General features: G+C 72.6%; 15 protein-coding genes. 5 read left to right on the top strand and 10 right to left on the bottom strand.

Features of this window, described 5'->3' with window-relative positions; translation table 11 throughout:
- Positions 1-27: 27 nt before the first annotated feature.
- From FLP10_RS07715 to FLP10_RS07685, 6 genes are all read right to left on the bottom strand, one after another.
- Positions 28-1,164 (bottom strand): winged helix DNA-binding domain-containing protein, encoded by a 1,137-nt coding sequence (locus FLP10_RS07715; RefSeq protein WP_168209132.1) that lies wholly within the window; start codon positions 1,162-1,164, stop codon positions 28-30.
- A gap of 87 nt (positions 1,165-1,251) precedes the next feature.
- Positions 1,252-2,082 (bottom strand): ABC-2 transporter permease, encoded by an 831-nt coding sequence (locus tag FLP10_RS07710; RefSeq protein WP_149160337.1) that lies wholly within the window; start codon positions 2,080-2,082, stop codon positions 1,252-1,254.
- Position 2,083: 1 nt separating this feature from the next.
- Entirely contained in the window at positions 2,084-3,172 is a 1,089-nt protein-coding gene (locus FLP10_RS07705) for an ABC transporter ATP-binding protein (protein WP_149160336.1), read from the bottom strand.
- Positions 3,173-3,672: 500 nt separating this feature from the next.
- On the bottom strand, positions 3,673-4,470 hold the full coding sequence (locus tag FLP10_RS07695; RefSeq protein ID WP_149160334.1) for an isocitrate lyase/PEP mutase family protein: 798 nt from the start codon (positions 4,468-4,470) through the stop codon (positions 3,673-3,675).
- Positions 4,467-5,684 carry a cysteine desulfurase-like protein gene (locus FLP10_RS07690; RefSeq protein ID WP_149160333.1) on the bottom strand — a complete coding sequence of 406 codons (1,218 nt, stop codon included), beginning with the start codon at positions 5,682-5,684 and terminating at the stop codon, positions 4,467-4,469. Before FLP10_RS07690 ends, FLP10_RS07695 begins: the two co-directional genes overlap by 4 nt.
- Positions 5,685-5,797: 113 nt before the next feature.
- Positions 5,798-7,075 carry an FAD-dependent monooxygenase gene (locus FLP10_RS07685; protein ID WP_149160332.1) on the bottom strand — a complete coding sequence of 426 codons (1,278 nt, stop codon included), beginning with the start codon at positions 7,073-7,075 and terminating at the stop codon, positions 5,798-5,800.
- 122 nt (positions 7,076-7,197) lie between these two features.
- Here FLP10_RS07685 and FLP10_RS07680 point away from each other — a divergent pair, with 122 nt between their 5' ends.
- Genes FLP10_RS07680 through FLP10_RS07670 form a run of 3 tightly spaced genes read left to right on the top strand, consistent with a single transcriptional unit; the run spans position 7,198 to position 9,257 of the window.
- Entirely contained in the window at positions 7,198-7,782 is a 585-nt protein-coding gene (locus FLP10_RS07680; protein ID WP_149160331.1) for a TetR/AcrR family transcriptional regulator, read from the top strand.
- Positions 7,783-7,791: 9 nt separating this feature from the next.
- The gene (locus FLP10_RS07675; protein WP_149160330.1) at positions 7,792-8,730 is read left to right on the top strand and encodes an LssY C-terminal domain-containing protein; all 939 of its coding nucleotides are present in this window, start codon (positions 7,792-7,794) and stop codon (positions 8,728-8,730) included.
- Positions 8,727-9,257 carry a hypothetical protein gene (locus FLP10_RS07670; RefSeq protein ID WP_149160329.1) on the top strand — a complete coding sequence of 177 codons (531 nt, stop codon included), beginning with the start codon at positions 8,727-8,729 and terminating at the stop codon, positions 9,255-9,257. Before FLP10_RS07675 ends, FLP10_RS07670 begins: the two co-directional genes overlap by 4 nt.
- 231 nt (positions 9,258-9,488) lie before the next feature.
- On the opposite strand, the gene trhO is transcribed toward FLP10_RS07670, so the two are convergent.
- Positions 9,489-10,403: an oxygen-dependent tRNA uridine(34) hydroxylase TrhO gene (trhO, locus tag FLP10_RS07665; RefSeq protein WP_149160328.1), complete on the bottom strand. Its 915-nt coding sequence runs from the start codon at positions 10,401-10,403 to the stop codon at positions 9,489-9,491.
- A gap of 113 nt (positions 10,404-10,516) precedes the next feature.
- Between trhO and FLP10_RS07660 the strand changes: the two genes are divergently transcribed.
- Positions 10,517-11,062 (top strand): YbhB/YbcL family Raf kinase inhibitor-like protein, encoded by a 546-nt coding sequence (locus tag FLP10_RS07660; RefSeq protein ID WP_149160327.1) that lies wholly within the window; start codon positions 10,517-10,519, stop codon positions 11,060-11,062.
- A 146-nt stretch (positions 11,063-11,208) separates the two neighbouring features.
- On the opposite strand, the gene FLP10_RS07655 is transcribed toward FLP10_RS07660, so the two are convergent.
- Positions 11,209-11,844, bottom strand: coding sequence for a LysE family translocator (locus FLP10_RS07655; protein ID WP_149160326.1), 636 nt, complete (start codon positions 11,842-11,844; stop codon positions 11,209-11,211).
- A gap of 176 nt (positions 11,845-12,020) precedes the next feature.
- Here FLP10_RS07655 and FLP10_RS07650 point away from each other — a divergent pair, with 176 nt between their 5' ends.
- Complete coding sequence (locus tag FLP10_RS07650; RefSeq protein ID WP_149160325.1) at positions 12,021-13,067, top strand: enoyl-CoA hydratase/isomerase family protein; 1,047 nt, start codon at positions 12,021-12,023, stop codon at positions 13,065-13,067.
- Between the two features lie 18 nt (positions 13,068-13,085).
- On the opposite strand, the gene sufU is transcribed toward FLP10_RS07650, so the two are convergent.
- Entirely contained in the window at positions 13,086-13,550 is a 465-nt protein-coding gene (gene sufU, locus FLP10_RS07645; RefSeq protein ID WP_149160324.1) for a Fe-S cluster assembly sulfur transfer protein SufU, read from the bottom strand.
- Positions 13,547-14,842, bottom strand: coding sequence for an aminotransferase class V-fold PLP-dependent enzyme (locus FLP10_RS07640; RefSeq protein WP_246150276.1), 1,296 nt, complete (start codon positions 14,840-14,842; stop codon positions 13,547-13,549). Before FLP10_RS07640 ends, sufU begins: the two co-directional genes overlap by 4 nt.
- Between the last annotated feature and the right edge of the window lie 77 nt (positions 14,843-14,919).

Here is a 14,919-nt window from a genome sequence, read left to right as displayed (position 1 = left end):
GAACTCTAACAGTATGAGTTCGAACTATCAAGTCTCGTCGTGAACGAACTCGACCGGCACCCCGAGGAACGCCTCGACCTGGGCGATCGCGACGTCGCGCGAGCGCGCCTCGGCGGGGGACATGTGCCGCCAGGGCACGAGGCGCACGGTCGCGCGCCGCCCCTGCACCGTCGGCGCCCAGCGCCCGCACATCACCCCGCCGACCATCATCGCGTGCAGCGGGAACTCGGCGATGATCGCCGCGTCGATGCCGTCCGGCTGCAGGTGGGGCCGGGGTGTCGCATAGCCCATGATGTACTCGTCGTACGCCTGCAACAGGTCGACCCGGCTCGGGTCGTCGTCGCTCGTCGCAGCGTCGGGCGGGCGCGCCGCCCACGCGGCCGAGACGGATGCATCGTGCCACAGCTCGTCGGCGCCGCCGGTGGCGCCGGCGCCGCCCGTGTCACCTGTGGCATCGGAGGCGAGCGGGGCGATCCGCCCGCCCGTGCGATCGGCCGCATCCGCGAGCGCCTGCCGCGCGTCCCCGAGCGTGAACCCCGACCAGGTCGCGAGATCGCGGGCCGATGCAGGGGAGCGGGTCAGCAGGTACCGCTCGGCGAGCTCGGCCAGCGCGTCGGCTCGATCGCGTTCAGGGCCCGACGGCACTCGCTCGTCGAACGCGGCGTACGTGCGCTGCGCGCCCACCGAGGCCCCCGAGATGATCACACGCTCGAGCTCGGCGTACATGATCAGGTGCGCCAGCGACGGACCCGACAGCTCGACGCCCGCATGTGCGAGGGCGGTCTGCACCTCGACGCGCGTGCGATGCCCGCCCGCCACCTCGCGGGCGACGACGTCGAGACCGGTCGCGAGCAGTCGGCCCTCGATGCCGCCGCGCCGGTACATCGTGCCGTTCTGCCGGTGCACGCGTTCGGCCGACAGGCCGACGAGCCACCGCGCGTCGTCGGGATGCACGAAGTGCCACGTCGGCCGAAGCACGTGCGTGCGCAGGATCACGCCGTCGTCGATCTGCGCCGCGATCTCGGCTCGACCCGGCCGGCCCGCGAGGGGAAGGCGCTGGGCCAGCCCCCACTGCGCCGGAAGGTACTCCTGCGACTGCACCGCCAGCGCGTCGCGCACGAGATCGGCGGGCGAGGCATCCGCCCCCGCTGCGCCTGCGTCCAACGGGCTCGCTCCCGCTGCGCGCGCCGACCCGCCCGCCCGTAGCCGCTGCGCGAACAGCCGCCGCGATCGAAGCTCGGCGAGCTCCACCTACGAGACGTCTCCGCGCCAGGTCGTGAGCCCACCGATGATCGACAGTACGGCGGCGAAGCCGGCGAGCACGAGCCCGCCCTGCCACCACTCGAGCGCCACGACGCCGCCTCCACCCATCGCGACCGAATAGAACGACGCCCCGACGAGCGCATCGCTCGCCGCCCCGGGCAGGAACTGCCCGATCCGGGCGGTGATGTCGGAGAGCGATGCCATCAGTCGCAGCACGGGCTCGACGAACTGGGTGAACGCGATCACGATCACGATCGCGGCGACCTGGTTCGGCACGACCGATCCCAGCCCCACGCCGATCGCGCCCCACAGCGCCATCGCGAGGATGCCGCGGCCGACCATCGCCCACGTGTCGGACTGGTCGAGCCCGGTCTCGACGCCGAAGGCTGCGAGCGCGCCGGACCCCGCGCCGACCGACGCCGCGAACGCGAGCACGCCGAGCACGCCGCCGATGATGAGTTGCGACACGAGCTTGCCGGTGAGCACGACGCCGCGGTTCGGCGTGGCGAGGAATGTGGGCGTGAGCGTGCGATGCCGGAACTCGCTCGTGACCGCGAGCGCGCCGAGCAGCACGGGGAACACGTACCCGATCGAGGTCGCGAAGCTGTAGACGAGCGGCCACGGTTGCGCGCCGGGCGGCAGCAGCGCGCCGCCTCCGCTGCTCGCCTCGGCGGCCTGTTCGGGGTTGCCGATCGCCCAGCCGAGGAACGCGCCGAACCCGCCGGCGAGCAGGGCGATGTATGCGACGAGCAGGATGGCGAGCAGCCACCACATGCGGGTGGTCAGCGTCTTCTGGAACTCGGAGGCGATCGCGCGCATGTCAGGCCTCCGATTCGGTCGTCGCGGCGGGCGGGGCGTCGGGTGCGTCGGGTTGGTCGGCCGGGCCGGATGCCTCGGGCTGGGCGGATGCCTCGGGCCCACCGGATGCCTTGGGCCCACCGGATGCCTCGGGCCCGCCGGATGCCTCGGCTGCGGCGGTGCCCGTCGCGGCAGGCTCGAGGCCCGTGGCATCCGGGCCGTTCGGTTCGCCGACCAGTTGGAGGAAGGATTCTTCGAGCCCGCTGCGCAGCCGGTGCAGCGAGTTCAGCTCGACCTGCGCGACGAACGCGACGTGACCGACCCGGCCGGGCTCGGGCTCGTCGACGATGAAGCCCTGTCGGCCCGGGGTGTACTCGAGCCCGGCGGTGTCGAGCGCCGTCGCGAGCGCCGACCTGTCGGGCGAGTCGACGACCGTGCGCGGTGCGGAATCGAGTTCGAGGCTCGAGAGGGTGCCGGTCTTCACGAGTCGGCCGCGCGAGATGATGACGACCTCGTCGACCGTCTGCTGCACCTCGCTCAGCAGGTGGGAGCTGACGAGGATGGTGCGCCCCTCGCGGGCGAGGCCCTGCAGGAAGATGCGGATCCAGCGGATGCCCTCGGGGTCGAGCCCGTTGATCGGCTCGTCGAGCACGAGCACGCCGGGGTCGCCCAGCAGCGTGTACGCGAGGGCGAGCCGCTGCCGCATGCCGAGCGAGAAGCCGCCGACCCGGCGGTTCGCGTACTCGGCGATGCCCACCTGCTCGAGCACCACGTCGACCCGGGCCTTCGCGATGCCCGACGCGGTCGCGTACACACGCAGGTGGTCGCGCGCGGTGCGCCCGGGGTGGAACGCCGCGTCGAGGGCCGCGCCGACCGTCTCGAGCGGGCGTTCGAGCTTCGCGTACGGGGTGCCGTCGAAGGTGGCGGTGCCCGCGGTCGGCTTCACGAGGCCGAGGAGGCTGCGCAGCGTGGTGGTCTTGCCGGCGCCGTTCGGGCCGAGGAACCCGGTCACGCGCCCGGGCTCGACGGTGAAGCTCAGGTCGTCGACCGCCGTCACATGGCCGAATCGCTTCGTGAGCCCTGAGATCTCGATGGGGATGCCGCTCGCCATGGGCGCTCCTCGTCTCCGGCGGGCGTTGCCGCCACTCGTCACCCTATCGAGGGGGCCCGACACGCAGCATCCGTCACGCGGGGGATTCGCGGATTCGCCGCGCTCTCCCGCCACCCCTCCTCCCGCCACCCCTCCTCCCGCCACCCCTCCTCGCGCCACCCCTCCTCGCGCCACCCCTCCTCGCGCCACCCCTCCTCGCGCCACCCCTCCTCGCGCCACCCCTCCTCGCGCCACCCCTTCCTCGCGCCACCCCTTCCTCGCGCCACCCTCCTCGCGCCACCCCTCCTCTCCTCCCGCCGAGTGTTTCCGTTGGCGCACCGTGTTTCCGTACGAACGGGAACAGCGTGCGCGAACGGAAACACTCGGCGACGGGCGACGGGCGACGGGCGACGGGCGACGGGCGGGCGGGCGGACGGGCGGCGGGCGACGGGCGGCGGGCGGGCGGACGGGCGGCGAACGGAAACACTCGCCGACCGGTCAACGCGGGTCGGGTGGTGCGCTCAGTTCAGGTCGCGGATGACTCGGGGCAGCACGCCGCCCGCATACAGCGACGCGGTGAGGTCGTCGAGGGCGCCGAGCGCGACCCGCTGCGTCGTCGGGCCGTACGACACCCGTGCGACGCCGAGCTCTTCGAGCCGGCCGGGCGCCGGCAGTGCGGGCAGGCCGATCACGCTCACGCGTCGCTCGCCGATGCCGTCGACGAGGGCCGCCACGACGTCCTCGCCGAAGTTGCCGGGCACGAACACGCACGTCGCGCCTGCGTCGATGTATGCGCGACCGCGTGCGATCGCGTCGCTCAGCGAGTCGGCGAACGGGCGGTCGCCGGCGAGCAGAAAGGCGTCGGTGCGCGCATTGAGCGCGAACGGCACCCCCTCGGTCTCGGCGGCCGCCACGACCGCGCGCACGACGTCGATCGACTCATCGAGCGGGCGCAGGCGGTCCTCGATGTTCGCGCCGACGGCGCCGACGCCGATCGCGCGCCGCACGGTCTCGGCCGCATCGCCGTGGCCGTCGTCGAGGTCGGCGCTCACGGGCACGTCGACCGCTGCGGCGATCCGGCCGATCATGTCGAGCATCAGGTGGATCGGGATCTCGCCGTCGGCATAGCCGAAGCTCGCGGCGATCGAATGCCCGGCCGTCGCGAGCGCGCGGGTCTCTGGATGCGCGGCGACGACCTTCGCGCTGACGACGTCCCACACGTTGACGACCTGCAGCAGTTCGGGGGCAGTATGCAGTCGTCGCAGTTCGGCGCCGCGCTCGGCGCCCGTGGCGTTCGTCGTGCCGGATTCCGTAGTCATGCGATGGCCTCCTTCAGCCCGTCGATGAGTCGCTGGATGTCGTCGGCGTCGGTGTACGGCGCGAGCCCGACGCGCAGCCCGCCCGCCTCGCCGAGGCCGAGCCGACGCGAAGCCTCGAGCGCGTAGAAGTTGTCGCTCGGCGCGAGGATGCGCCGCGAAGCGAGCGCCGCCGTCACCGACGCCGCCTCGCGTCCCTCGAAGGTGAGCAGCAGGGTAGGCGTGCGCCGCGTGGCGCGCGAGTGCACCGTCACGCGGGGCAGGTCGGCCAGCGCGGCCTCCAGTTCGGCGAGCAGGGCCGACTCGTGCGCGTGCAGCGCCCGGTACGAGGCATCCAGTCGATCTCGTCGCGAACCGGATGCCACGCCCTGGTCGGGCGCAGTATCGAGGCCCGCGAGCACGTCGACGGCGGCCGTCACCCCGGCGAGCAGCTCGTACGGCAGCGTGCCGAACTCGAACCGCTCGGGCACGACGTTCGTCGACGGCGCGAGCTTGTCGGGGCGGATCGTCTCGAGCAGCGCCGGGTCGCCCGCGAGCACGCCGCAGTGCGGCCCGAGGAACTTGTACGGCGAGCAGGTGAACAGGTCGGCGCCGAGCGCGCCGAGCGCCGGCAGCTCATGCGCGGTGAAGTGCACGCCGTCGACGAACACGAGCGCGCCGACGGCGTGCGCGGCCTCGGCGATGGCCGCGACATCCGGCATCGTGCCCAGCAGGTTCGACGCGGCCGTGACCGCGACCACCCGAGTGCGCTCCGAGAGCAGATCGGCGATCGCGGCGACCGGCAGCTCGGCGGTGGCGGGGTCGAAGTCGGCCCACCGCACGGTCGCGCCGGTGCGCTCGGCGGCCTGCACCCACGGCCGCACGTTCGAGTCGTGGTCGAGCCGGGTGACGATCACTTCGTCGCCGGGGCCCCAGTCGCGTGACAAGTGCCGCGAGAAGTCGTAGACGAGCTGGGTCGCGCTGCGGCCGTGCACGATGCCGCGCGGGTGCGCGTCGAGCAGGTCGGCCATCGCGAGGCGGAATCCGGCCACGGCATCCTCGGCGCGCTGCTCGCTCGGGCTCGTGGTGCCGCGGTTCGACAGCGGCCCCGTGAGGGTCGCGGCGATCGCCTCGCCGACCGCGCGCGGGGTCTGCGTGCCGCCGGGCCCGTCGAACTGCGCCCATCCGGTCTCGAGCGCGGGGAACAGCGCACGGATGCGCGAGACGTCGTAGGCCATGACGACGAGCCTAACCGCGGCCGGATCGTGCCCGGCCGCGGTTCGGCTCGTGGATCGCGCCGCGGACGGCGCCGCGGACGGCGCGGCCTCTCGCGCCGCGGACGGCGCCGTCGTCAGGCGGCGCTCACGCGGTCGAGGGCGGCGTCGGCGGAGGTTGCGGGAAGGTCGAGCTCGGCGCCCTGGCCGGCGAGGAACATCCGCTTCATGAGCGGTCGCAGCGGGCGCGACAGCATCACCTTCACGTTGGCCTTCGACAGCGCCGAGAGCAGCTTCGTGCGCGGCAGCATCGTCGAAAGGCTGCCGCCGGGGATCTTCTTCGCCTGCTCGAGGAACGGCGCGATCGCCGCCCCGTACCGTGCGATGGCGGCCGCGGGGTCGCCGGGGGTCGCGGCGAGTTCGGCGGCGAGCACGTACGCGCCGACGAGCGCCATCGCGGTGCCCATGCCGGTCAGCGGCGAGCCCGAGTACCCGGCGTCGCCGACGAGGGTGACCCGGCCGGCGGCGAGATCGGGCACGTCGACGCGCACGAGCTCGTCGAAGTAGAAGTCGTCGGCTTCCTCCATCGCGGCGAGCACCGCGTCGGCGTGCCATCCGGCCCCCTGGATCGCCTGGCGCACGACCTCCTGCTGGGCCGCGCGGTCGCGCCGGAGCGACGGGTCGTGCGGGCCGCGCACGGTGAGGATCGCCTTCGAGGTCGCGGGGTCGGCGTCGGGCCGGATGCCGAGCATCGCGCCCGGCACGAGCCGCATCGAGAACCAGTCGGGCTCGAGGTCGGCGGGGCTCGGCATGGTGAAGAACGCGCCGTACCCGCCGAGCGGGGTCGCGTACCGCTCTTCGGGGCCGAATGCGAGTCGGCGGGTCGCGGAGTGCACGCCGTCGGCGCCGACGACGAGGTCGAACCGGCGCGAGCGGCCCGAGGTGAAGCGGATGTCGACGCCGTCGGCGTCCTGCGTCAGCGACGCGATCGCGTCGTCGTAGCGCAGGTCGAGCAGCGGCTCGCCGGCCTCGTCGACGGCGAGGGCGGATGCCTCGGCCAGCGCCTCGGCGATGACCTCGACGAGGTCGCCGCGGGTGATCTCGATCTCGGCGACGGCGCCCTGGCCGTCGAAGTCCTCCATCGCCATGCGGCCGTAGCCGCGGCCGTGGGCATCGACGTAGATGAGTCCTTCCTCCTGGAGCTGGTGGCGGGTGATGCCGGGCATGAGGCCCATGCGCTCGGCGGCCTCGCGGCTCGGGCCGCGCAGGTCGACGGCCTGGCCGCCGGGCCGGGGAGCGGCGGCGCGCTCGATGACCGTGGTGCGGATGCCGCTGCGGATGAGCTGCAGTGCGAGCGCGGTGCCGGCGATGCCGGCGCCCGAGACGAGGACGTGGGGGGTGGGGCGGGTGGTCATGGCGATTCCTTCATGGAGGGCGGCGGATGCTTCGTGAAACGTATGTCTTAGACAGATGTTCTACTCCGGATTCAGACGAATGTCTAGTACAGATGTCTCAGACGCTCCGCTACCATGGGGTCATGGGCAACCGTGAAGACCTCCTGGCCGGCGCGCGGCGCGTCATCCTCGAGCGCGGCGTCGCCAAGGCGACCGCCCGCGACATCGCCGCCGAGGCGGGGGTGAGCCTCGCCGCGATCGGGTACCACTTCGGCTCGAAAGACCGGCTCGTCACCGAGGCGCTCGTCGAAGCACTCGGCTCGGGCATCGGCGACGACATCGAGGCGCTCGTGCTCGACGCCCGCGAGCAGCCGCTGCTCGACGGATTCGCCGACCGATGGAACCGTATGCCCGAGGTCTTCGCCGACCACCGCGAAGCGCTCATCGCGAGCGTCGAGAACACCCTGCGCGTGCTGCGCGACCCCGACTCGAACGAGACCCGGCACCTTCGCCAAGCGATCGCGGCGGGCCACCTCGGCATGGCCGAGAACCTCCGCGCAGCCCACCCCGACCTCCCCGACGCGCAGATCGAGGCGATCGCCCAGCTCGAGTTCGTGCTCGTCCAGGGGCTCGGCCTGCTGTGGCTCATCAGCCCCGACGGCGAGGTGCCGAGCGGCGATGCGCTCGCGCGCGCGGTCGCCGCGCTCGCGGGACTGCCGCCCCGCTAGTCTTTCGACATGCCCGAGGCGACGGGGGAGCGCCGGCGAGCACCGCGCGTGAGGCGGTTCTCGGTCAACGCCGTGCTCGACGGATTCTTCTTCGTCTACGCGGGCGTCGCGTCGCTGTGGCTCGCGTACCTGCTGCTCACGGAGTCGTTCGCATTCGGCTGGTGGGGCATCCTGCTGTTCCTCGCGTTCTGGGTGCTGCTCGCCTACCTGGTGCTGCCGCGGTTCCACCGCATCCTCACCACCATCTACGTGCCCGACTACTTCATGGGGCGCACTCGCACGAGCGACGGCCTGCTCGGCGACCCGGTGAACCTCGCACTGCTCGGCGATGAGGCGCAACTGCACCGGGTGCTCGCCGAGGCGGGCTGGACCCGCGCCGACGACATCACCCTCGCGTCGAGCTGGCGCATCATCGCCTCGACCCTCACCCGTCGCAGTTACGACGAGGCGCCGGTGAGCCCGCTGTTCCTGTTCGGGCGCCAGCAGGACTTCGCGTACCAGCAGGAGGTCGCCGGCAACCCGGCCAAGCGCCACCACGTGCGCTTCTGGCGCACCCCCGACGACTGGCTGCTGCCCGGCGGCGCCCGAGTCGACTGGCTCGCCGCCGGCACGTTCGACCGCGCGGTCGGCTTCTCGCTGTTCACGCTGCAGATCACACACAAGATCGACGCGAACACCGACGTCGAGCGCGACCACATCGTGCGGTCGCTGCAGGGTGCGGATGCCGCGGTGCGCGTCGCGGTCATCGAGAAGTTCTCCGCCGGCTATCACTCGCGCAACGGCGGCGGGGACACGATCACGACCGACGGCGACCTGCCGATCGTCGATCTGCGAGCGGTTCTCGAGACCGACGCGACCCAGCGCACGTCACAGGGTCTCGATACGCGCACTCCTTCGTCGGGCGCTGCTCGACCCGCGGAGGCGTCGGCGGGCGGAGCGCTGCCATGACCGAGGTGGGCAAGCGGCCCGCGTTCGAGGCGCCGAGCGACCTCGCCCGACCGGTGCGGCCCGATCCGCGGATGCGGCGCCCCGCGGCGACGACGGTCGGGGCGGTCCTCGTGCTGCTGCGCGTGCTCGCCGGTGTGGCGGTGCTCGTCGCGATCGCGGTCGAGTGGCGGAACGTGCTGTCCGCAGAGTTCGATGACCTCGACCCCGCAGACCTCGGCGAGGCGAGCGACGCGGCGCTCGCCGTCGTCATCGTCGTCGGCGCGGTCGTGCTCGCGGTGCAGCTCGCGCTGGCCGTGTTCATCTTCGTCGGCTGGAACTGGCCGCGCATCCTCGTGATGGTCTTCGCGACCGTCAGCATCAGCCTGACCTTCGCCGCCTGGTGGGCGGGCGACCAGCGGATCACCATCGACGAGACCCTTGCCACGCTCGCCCTCGACATCCTCATCATGCTCGCGCTGTCGAGCCGGCCGGCGCGCGCGTACGCGCGGCGACCGAGGGAGCGGCCCAGTCAGGGACGACCCCGATGACGGAGGGCTCGCCGCCCCTCTCGCGTCGAGCCCATGCGCTCACCCGGTCTTCGCGCCGCCGCCTGCCGCTCGGCCGAACCGTCGACCCTCGGCGCGTATGCGTCGCTGCGCATCGACTGCACCGCCGGAACCGCGGTGATCGTGCTGGCGAACCGCGGCGAACCGATCGACGATGTCGGGGTCAGCCTGATGACCCGGTACCTCGACTGGGTCGCCTCGGCCGAGCCGTCGCTACGCGACGCGGTGAGCGGATGCCTCGCCGGCATGCGCCTCGCACGCGATCGCGTCGCACGACTCGCAGACCACGAACTGCACGCGGCACGAGGCATCCGGGCAGTTCGCGGTGCGCTTGGTCGCGGCGCCGCACCCGCCGCACCGCCCGATCACCGCGGCGTGGTCGCTGAAGTCGACCGAGCCGCGCCCGTCGAAGACGTAGAGCGACCCCTCCCAGAGCCCGTCGTCGCCGAACGCCTCGCCGTACCGCACGATGCCGCCGTCGAGCTGGTACACCTCGCCGAAGCCGCGGTCGCGCATGAGGCTCGACAGCACCTCGCATCGGATGCCGCCGGTGCAGTACGTCACGACCGGCCGGCCTTTCAGGTCGTCGTAGCGGCCGCTGTCGAGCTCGGCGACGAAGTCGCGCGTGGTCTCGACGTCGGGCACGATCGCGTCGCGGAACCGGCCGATCTCGGCCTCGAGCGCGTTGCGCCCGTCGAAGAACACGACCTCCTCGCCGCGGATCGACACCAGCGCATGCAGTGCTTCGGGGCTGAGCTTGCGACCGCCGCCGACCACGCCGTGCTCGTCGACGCGCAGCTCGCCGGGTGCGCCGAACGACACGATCTCGTCGCGGACCTTCACGCTGAGCTTCGGGAAGTCGAGGCTCGCCCCGGATGCATCGAGGCCGGTGCCCTGGCTCCACTTGAAGTCGATCGTCTGGAAGGGGGCGTACTCGCGAGTCGTCCGCACGTACCGTTTGAGGGCGGAGAGTTCGCCGCCGAGGGTGCCGTTCAGGCCGTCTTTCGAGATGAGGATGCGCCCGCGCAGGCCGAGCGACTCGGCGAGGTCGCGCTGCCACAGCCGGATCGCCTCGGGGTCGGCCAACGGCGTGAAGACGTAGTAGAGCAGGATCTTGGCGAGCGGCACGGGCCGATCGTACGTGCGCAGGTTGAGCGGATGCCCATAGCCTGAGGTGAGGATCCTGCCCGTTGGCGGCGGGGTTGCTGAGGACGCCCGTATATGCCCCGAAGGAGGCGACGATGCTCGATCTCGACCCGTACGCGGCCCTGCAGAAGCTGAGGCCGGTCGGCTCGTTCGAGCTGACCAGTACCGACTTCGCCGACGGCGAGCCGCTCCCGCTCGCGCTGCGCGCCTCGGGTCAGGGGGCGGGCGACCGATCGCCGCAGCTGTCGTGGTCGGGGTTCCCCGGCGAGACGCAGAGCTTCACGGTCACCTGCTACGACCCCGATGCGCCGACCGGGTCGGGGTGGTGGCACTGGGCGGTCGCGAACCTTCCCGCGTCGGTCACGTCGCTGCCCGCGGGTGCCGGCGAGGCGGGCGGGTTGAAGCTGCCGCCCGGCGCGCTCGTGCTCGGCAACGAGAGCGGCGAGCACCGCTACGCGGGCTCGGCGCCGCCGGCGGGGTCGGGCGTGCACCGGTACTTCTTCGTCGTCACCGCGCTGGACGTCGCGAGGCTCGACCTCGACCCGGATGCCACGCCCGCCGTGCTGGGCGGACGCAGCTTTCCGCACGCGCTCGCGCGGGGCATCCTCGTCGGCACGGCGGTGAACCCGGCCGACGCCTGACCGGCCCGCGCTCGCCCGTCGGCCCGCGCTCGCCGGCCCGCCCCCGCCCCACCTACCCCTCCCGCTGCGCCACTTCCGCGTCGGTTGCGCCAGATGAGGTGGCGCGGAGCGCGCGCACGTGGCGCAGAGGCGGGCGGGGGCCCGGCTCAGGCGTTGCTCGAGAAGGCGAGGATCCCGCCGAGTCCGAGCATCATGACCCCGCCGGTTCCGGCGAGCCGTTCGGCACGCTTCGGCGACTTCACGAACCAGTCGCGGGCGGCGCCGGCGGCGAGCGCCCACGTGCTGTCGCCGATGATCGCCAGCACGAAGAACACGAGCCCGAGCTCGAGCATCTGCAGCACCGCCGACCCGGCCTCGAGCGACACGAACTGCGGCAGCACGGCCACGAAGAACGCGATCGTCTTCGGGTTGGTCACGCCGACGACGAAGCCCTGCCCGAGCTGGCGCCAGCGCGAGACGCGTACGACCTCACCGGTGAGGGCGGCGCCGGCGGCCCTGCGATGCCGGATCGCCTGGATGCCGAGGTACACGAGGTAGAGCGCCCCGGCGATCTTGATGATCGTGAAGAGCACGACCGACTTCGCGACGAACGCGCCGACACCGAGCGCGACGGCGACGATGATCGGCAGCAGCCCGAGCGCGTTGCCGAGCACGCTCAGCAGCCCGCCGACACGCCCGAGCACGAGCGCCCGCCCCACCGAGAACAGCACGCTCGGGCCGGGGATGGCGATCAGCACGATCGACGCCACGGCGAACGCGATGAGACTCTCGACCGGGACCACCCGCCGATCCTACGTCCCCGGCGGCGCTCGTCGACGCGCCGCGCCGGATCCGGGTACCGAACGGTCGCCCCCGCACCGTCGATTGGACGCGATTCGGCGGACGCTCGGGCGGAGGGGTGCCGAATCGCGTCCAATCGACAGGTCGGGGTCGGGGGCGACGCGCTAGCGTGACATCCGTGAGCGAACCCATCGACGCGACCGTCGCCGACGGGGTCGGCCATGTCACGCTCAACCGGCCGAAGGCGATCAACGCGCTGAGCTACGAGATGATCGGGCTGCTCACCGGCGTGTTCGACGCGTGGCGCGACGATTCCGAGGTGGGGCTGGTCGTGCTCGACGGCGCCGGCGACCGCGGATTCTGCGCCGGCGGCGACATCCGCGAGCTCCACGAGATGGCCACGAGCGACCGGCACGAGGACGCCCACCGCTTCTTCCGCGAGGAGTACCGGTTGGATGCCGCGATCGCGCGCTACCCGAAACCGGTCGTCGCGATCATGGACGGCATCACCATGGGCGGTGGCATCGGGCTCGCGGGGCACGCGTCGATCCGGGTCGTCACCGAGCGGTCGAAGCTCGCGATGCCCGAGACCCGCATCGGGTTCACGCCAGACGTCGGCGGCACCTGGCTGCTCGCGTCGGCGCCGGGCGAGCTCGGCGTGCACCTCGCACTCAACTCGCGCACCATGGACGCCGCCGACGCGCTGTACGCCGGCTTCGCCGACGCGTACGTGCCGAGCGAGCACCTGCCGCACCTGCTGCAGGCGCTCGCCGAACGCGCCGACCCCGGCACGCCGAGCGAGATCGTCATGCTCTTCGACGAGACCCCCGGGCGATCGAAGCTCGCGCTCGCGCGCGACTGGGTCGACGCGTGCTTCTCGGCGCCCACGGTCGACGAGATCATCGAACGGCTGCGCACTGCGGAGCATCCGGATGCCTCGGCCGCCGCCGATGAACTCGAAACCCTGTCGCCCACCGCGCTGACCGTCACGCTCGAAGCCGTGCGTCGCGCGCGCACCCTGCCGAGGCTCGAAGACGCGCTCGAGCAGGAGTTCCGTGCGGTGACGTGGTTCATCGAGCAGCACGATCTCGCCGAGGGAATCCGGGCGCAGGTGATCGACAAGGACCGCGCGCCGAAGTGGAACCCCGCGCGCCTCGCCGACGTGCCCGCCGACCTCGCGGCGCGGGTGCTCGACGAGCAGCGGTACCCCGGCGTGTGGGGCTGACCCGACCGGCGAGGGCGATCAGTGGGCGGCTGCCGCCTGCTTCACCGCAGCTTCGAGCGCGACCCACGGGAGCATCGCGCACTTCACGCGCATGACGTATTTCGAGACGCCGTGGAACGCCACGGCATCGCCGAGCAGCTCCTCGTCGGGCTCGCCCGCGCCCTTCGAGCGCAGCATCGTGCGGAACGCCTCGGCCCGCGCGAGCGACTCCTCGATGGATGCTCCGGCGACGAGATCCACGAGCACCGACGTCGAGGCCATCGAGATGGAGCATCCGTCGCCCTGCCAGGCGACCGCCTCGATGCGCTCGCCGTCGTCGGCGAGACGCACCTGCAGGGTCAGCTCGTCGCCGCAGCTCGGGTTGAGCTCGTGATGCGAGGCATCCGCGTGGTCGAGCACGCCCTCGCCGTGCCGCGCCTTCGAATGTTCGAGGATGAGCTGCTGGTACAGCCCCTCGAGACCCGAACCCGACAGCCCGCTCATGCCGCCACCCCGAAGAACCGGCGCGCCTCGGCGAGCGCGGCGACGAACCGGTCGGCCTCGTCGCCGGTCGTGTAGACGTGCGACGACGCGCGCGTCGACGCGGTGAGTCCGAGAGCCCGGTGCAACGGCTGCGCGCAGTGGTGCCCGGTGCGCACCACCACGCCCGACTCGTCGAGGAACTGCCCCACGTCGTGGGCGTGCACCCCCTCGATGGCGACGCTCACGAGCCCCGCCCGCGGCGCGCCCGCCTGCGGTCCGAGCACCCGCACCCCGGGCAGCGCCGCGACCCCGTCGATCACCCGCTCGGCGAACGCCGCCTCGTGCGACGCCACCGACTCCATGCCGATCGCGTCGAGGTATCGCACCGCCTCGGCGAGGGCGACCGCCTGCGACACCGGCTGCGTTCCGGCCTCGAATCGCTGCGGCGACGGCAGGAAGTCGGCGTGCTCGAGCGTGACGAGCGTGATCGTCGACCCGCCGGTGCGAGCGGGCGGCAGCGCGTCGAGCAGTTCGGCGCGGCCGTACAGCGCGCCGATACCGTTCGGCCCGAGCATCTTGTGGCCCGAGAACGCGGCGAAGTCGACGCCGGCGGCGGCGAAGTCGACCGGGCGGTGCGGCACCGACTGGCACGCGTCGAGCACGACGAGGGCGCCGTGCCGATGCGCCAGCTCCGCGACATCCGCGACCGGCGCGAGGTACCCCGTCACGTTCGAGATCTCGGCGAACGCGACCACCCGCGTGCGCTCGTTGAGCACCGAACGCATCGCGTCGATCGACCACAGGCCGTGCTGGTCGACGCGCACCGGGACGAGCGTCGCGCCCGTGCGCGCGGCGAGCCGCTGCCAGGGGATCAGGTTCGCATGGTGCTCGGCCTCGGTCACCACGATCTCGTCGCCCGGCCCGAGCGAGAAGACGGATGCCTCGGGCCCGCCGAGTCCGGCCGAGGCATCCGCCATGCCGAGCGCGACGATGTTCAGCGCATCGGTGGCGTTCTCGGCCCAGACCAGCTCGCGCTCGCCGGCGCCCACGAATCGCGCGACCGTCTCGCGCGCGTCCTCGAAGAACGAGGTCGACTCGCCGACCGCGGCGCTCGTGCCGCGGTGGACCGCGGCGAGGTGGTGCTCGAGGTAATCGCGTTCGGCGTCGAGCACCTGCCGCGGGCGCTGCGAGGTCGCCGCGGAATCGAGGTACGTGCGGGGGGCTGCGCCGTCGACCGGGTCGAAGGCGGGGAAGTCGCGGCGGATGTCGGCGACCCGACGGCCGCCGACCGTGTCGGTGTCGAACGAAGTCATCCCCTCCATCGTCCCACGCATTGGAAGGGCGACGCCCGGCCCGGGACATCCGGCACCCCACCCGGTACCGTTGAGCG

This window comes from Agromyces intestinalis (genome assembly GCF_008365295.1).
In the GTDB taxonomy this organism is placed as follows: domain Bacteria; phylum Actinomycetota; class Actinomycetes; order Actinomycetales; family Microbacteriaceae; genus Agromyces; species Agromyces intestinalis.
This window is presented reverse-complemented; position numbering and strand designations above follow the sequence as displayed.

Coding starts and splice junctions, on each gene's coding strand:
- FLP10_RS07710 (WP_149160337.1), bottom strand. CDS start 2,082: ATGCGCGCGATCGCCTCCGAGTTCCAGAAGACGCTGACCACCCGCATG.
- FLP10_RS07705 (WP_149160336.1), bottom strand. CDS start 3,172: ATGGCGAGCGGCATCCCCATCGAGATCTCAGGGCTCACGAAGCGATTC.
- FLP10_RS07695 (WP_149160334.1), bottom strand. CDS start 4,470: ATGACTACGGAATCCGGCACGACGAACGCCACGGGCGCCGAGCGCGGC.
- FLP10_RS07690 (WP_149160333.1), bottom strand. CDS start 5,684: ATGGCCTACGACGTCTCGCGCATCCGTGCGCTGTTCCCCGCGCTCGAG.
- FLP10_RS07685 (WP_149160332.1), bottom strand. CDS start 7,075: ATGACCACCCGCCCCACCCCCCACGTCCTCGTCTCGGGCGCCGGCATC.
- FLP10_RS07680 (WP_149160331.1), top strand. CDS start 7,198: ATGGGCAACCGTGAAGACCTCCTGGCCGGCGCGCGGCGCGTCATCCTC.
- FLP10_RS07675 (WP_149160330.1), top strand. CDS start 7,792: ATGCCCGAGGCGACGGGGGAGCGCCGGCGAGCACCGCGCGTGAGGCGG.
- FLP10_RS07670 (WP_149160329.1), top strand. CDS start 8,727: ATGACCGAGGTGGGCAAGCGGCCCGCGTTCGAGGCGCCGAGCGACCTC.
- FLP10_RS07660 (WP_149160327.1), top strand. CDS start 10,517: ATGCTCGATCTCGACCCGTACGCGGCCCTGCAGAAGCTGAGGCCGGTC.
- sufU (WP_149160324.1), bottom strand. CDS start 13,550: ATGAGCGGGCTGTCGGGTTCGGGTCTCGAGGGGCTGTACCAGCAGCTC.
- FLP10_RS07640 (WP_246150276.1), bottom strand. CDS start 14,842: ATGACTTCGTTCGACACCGACACGGTCGGCGGCCGTCGGGTCGCCGAC.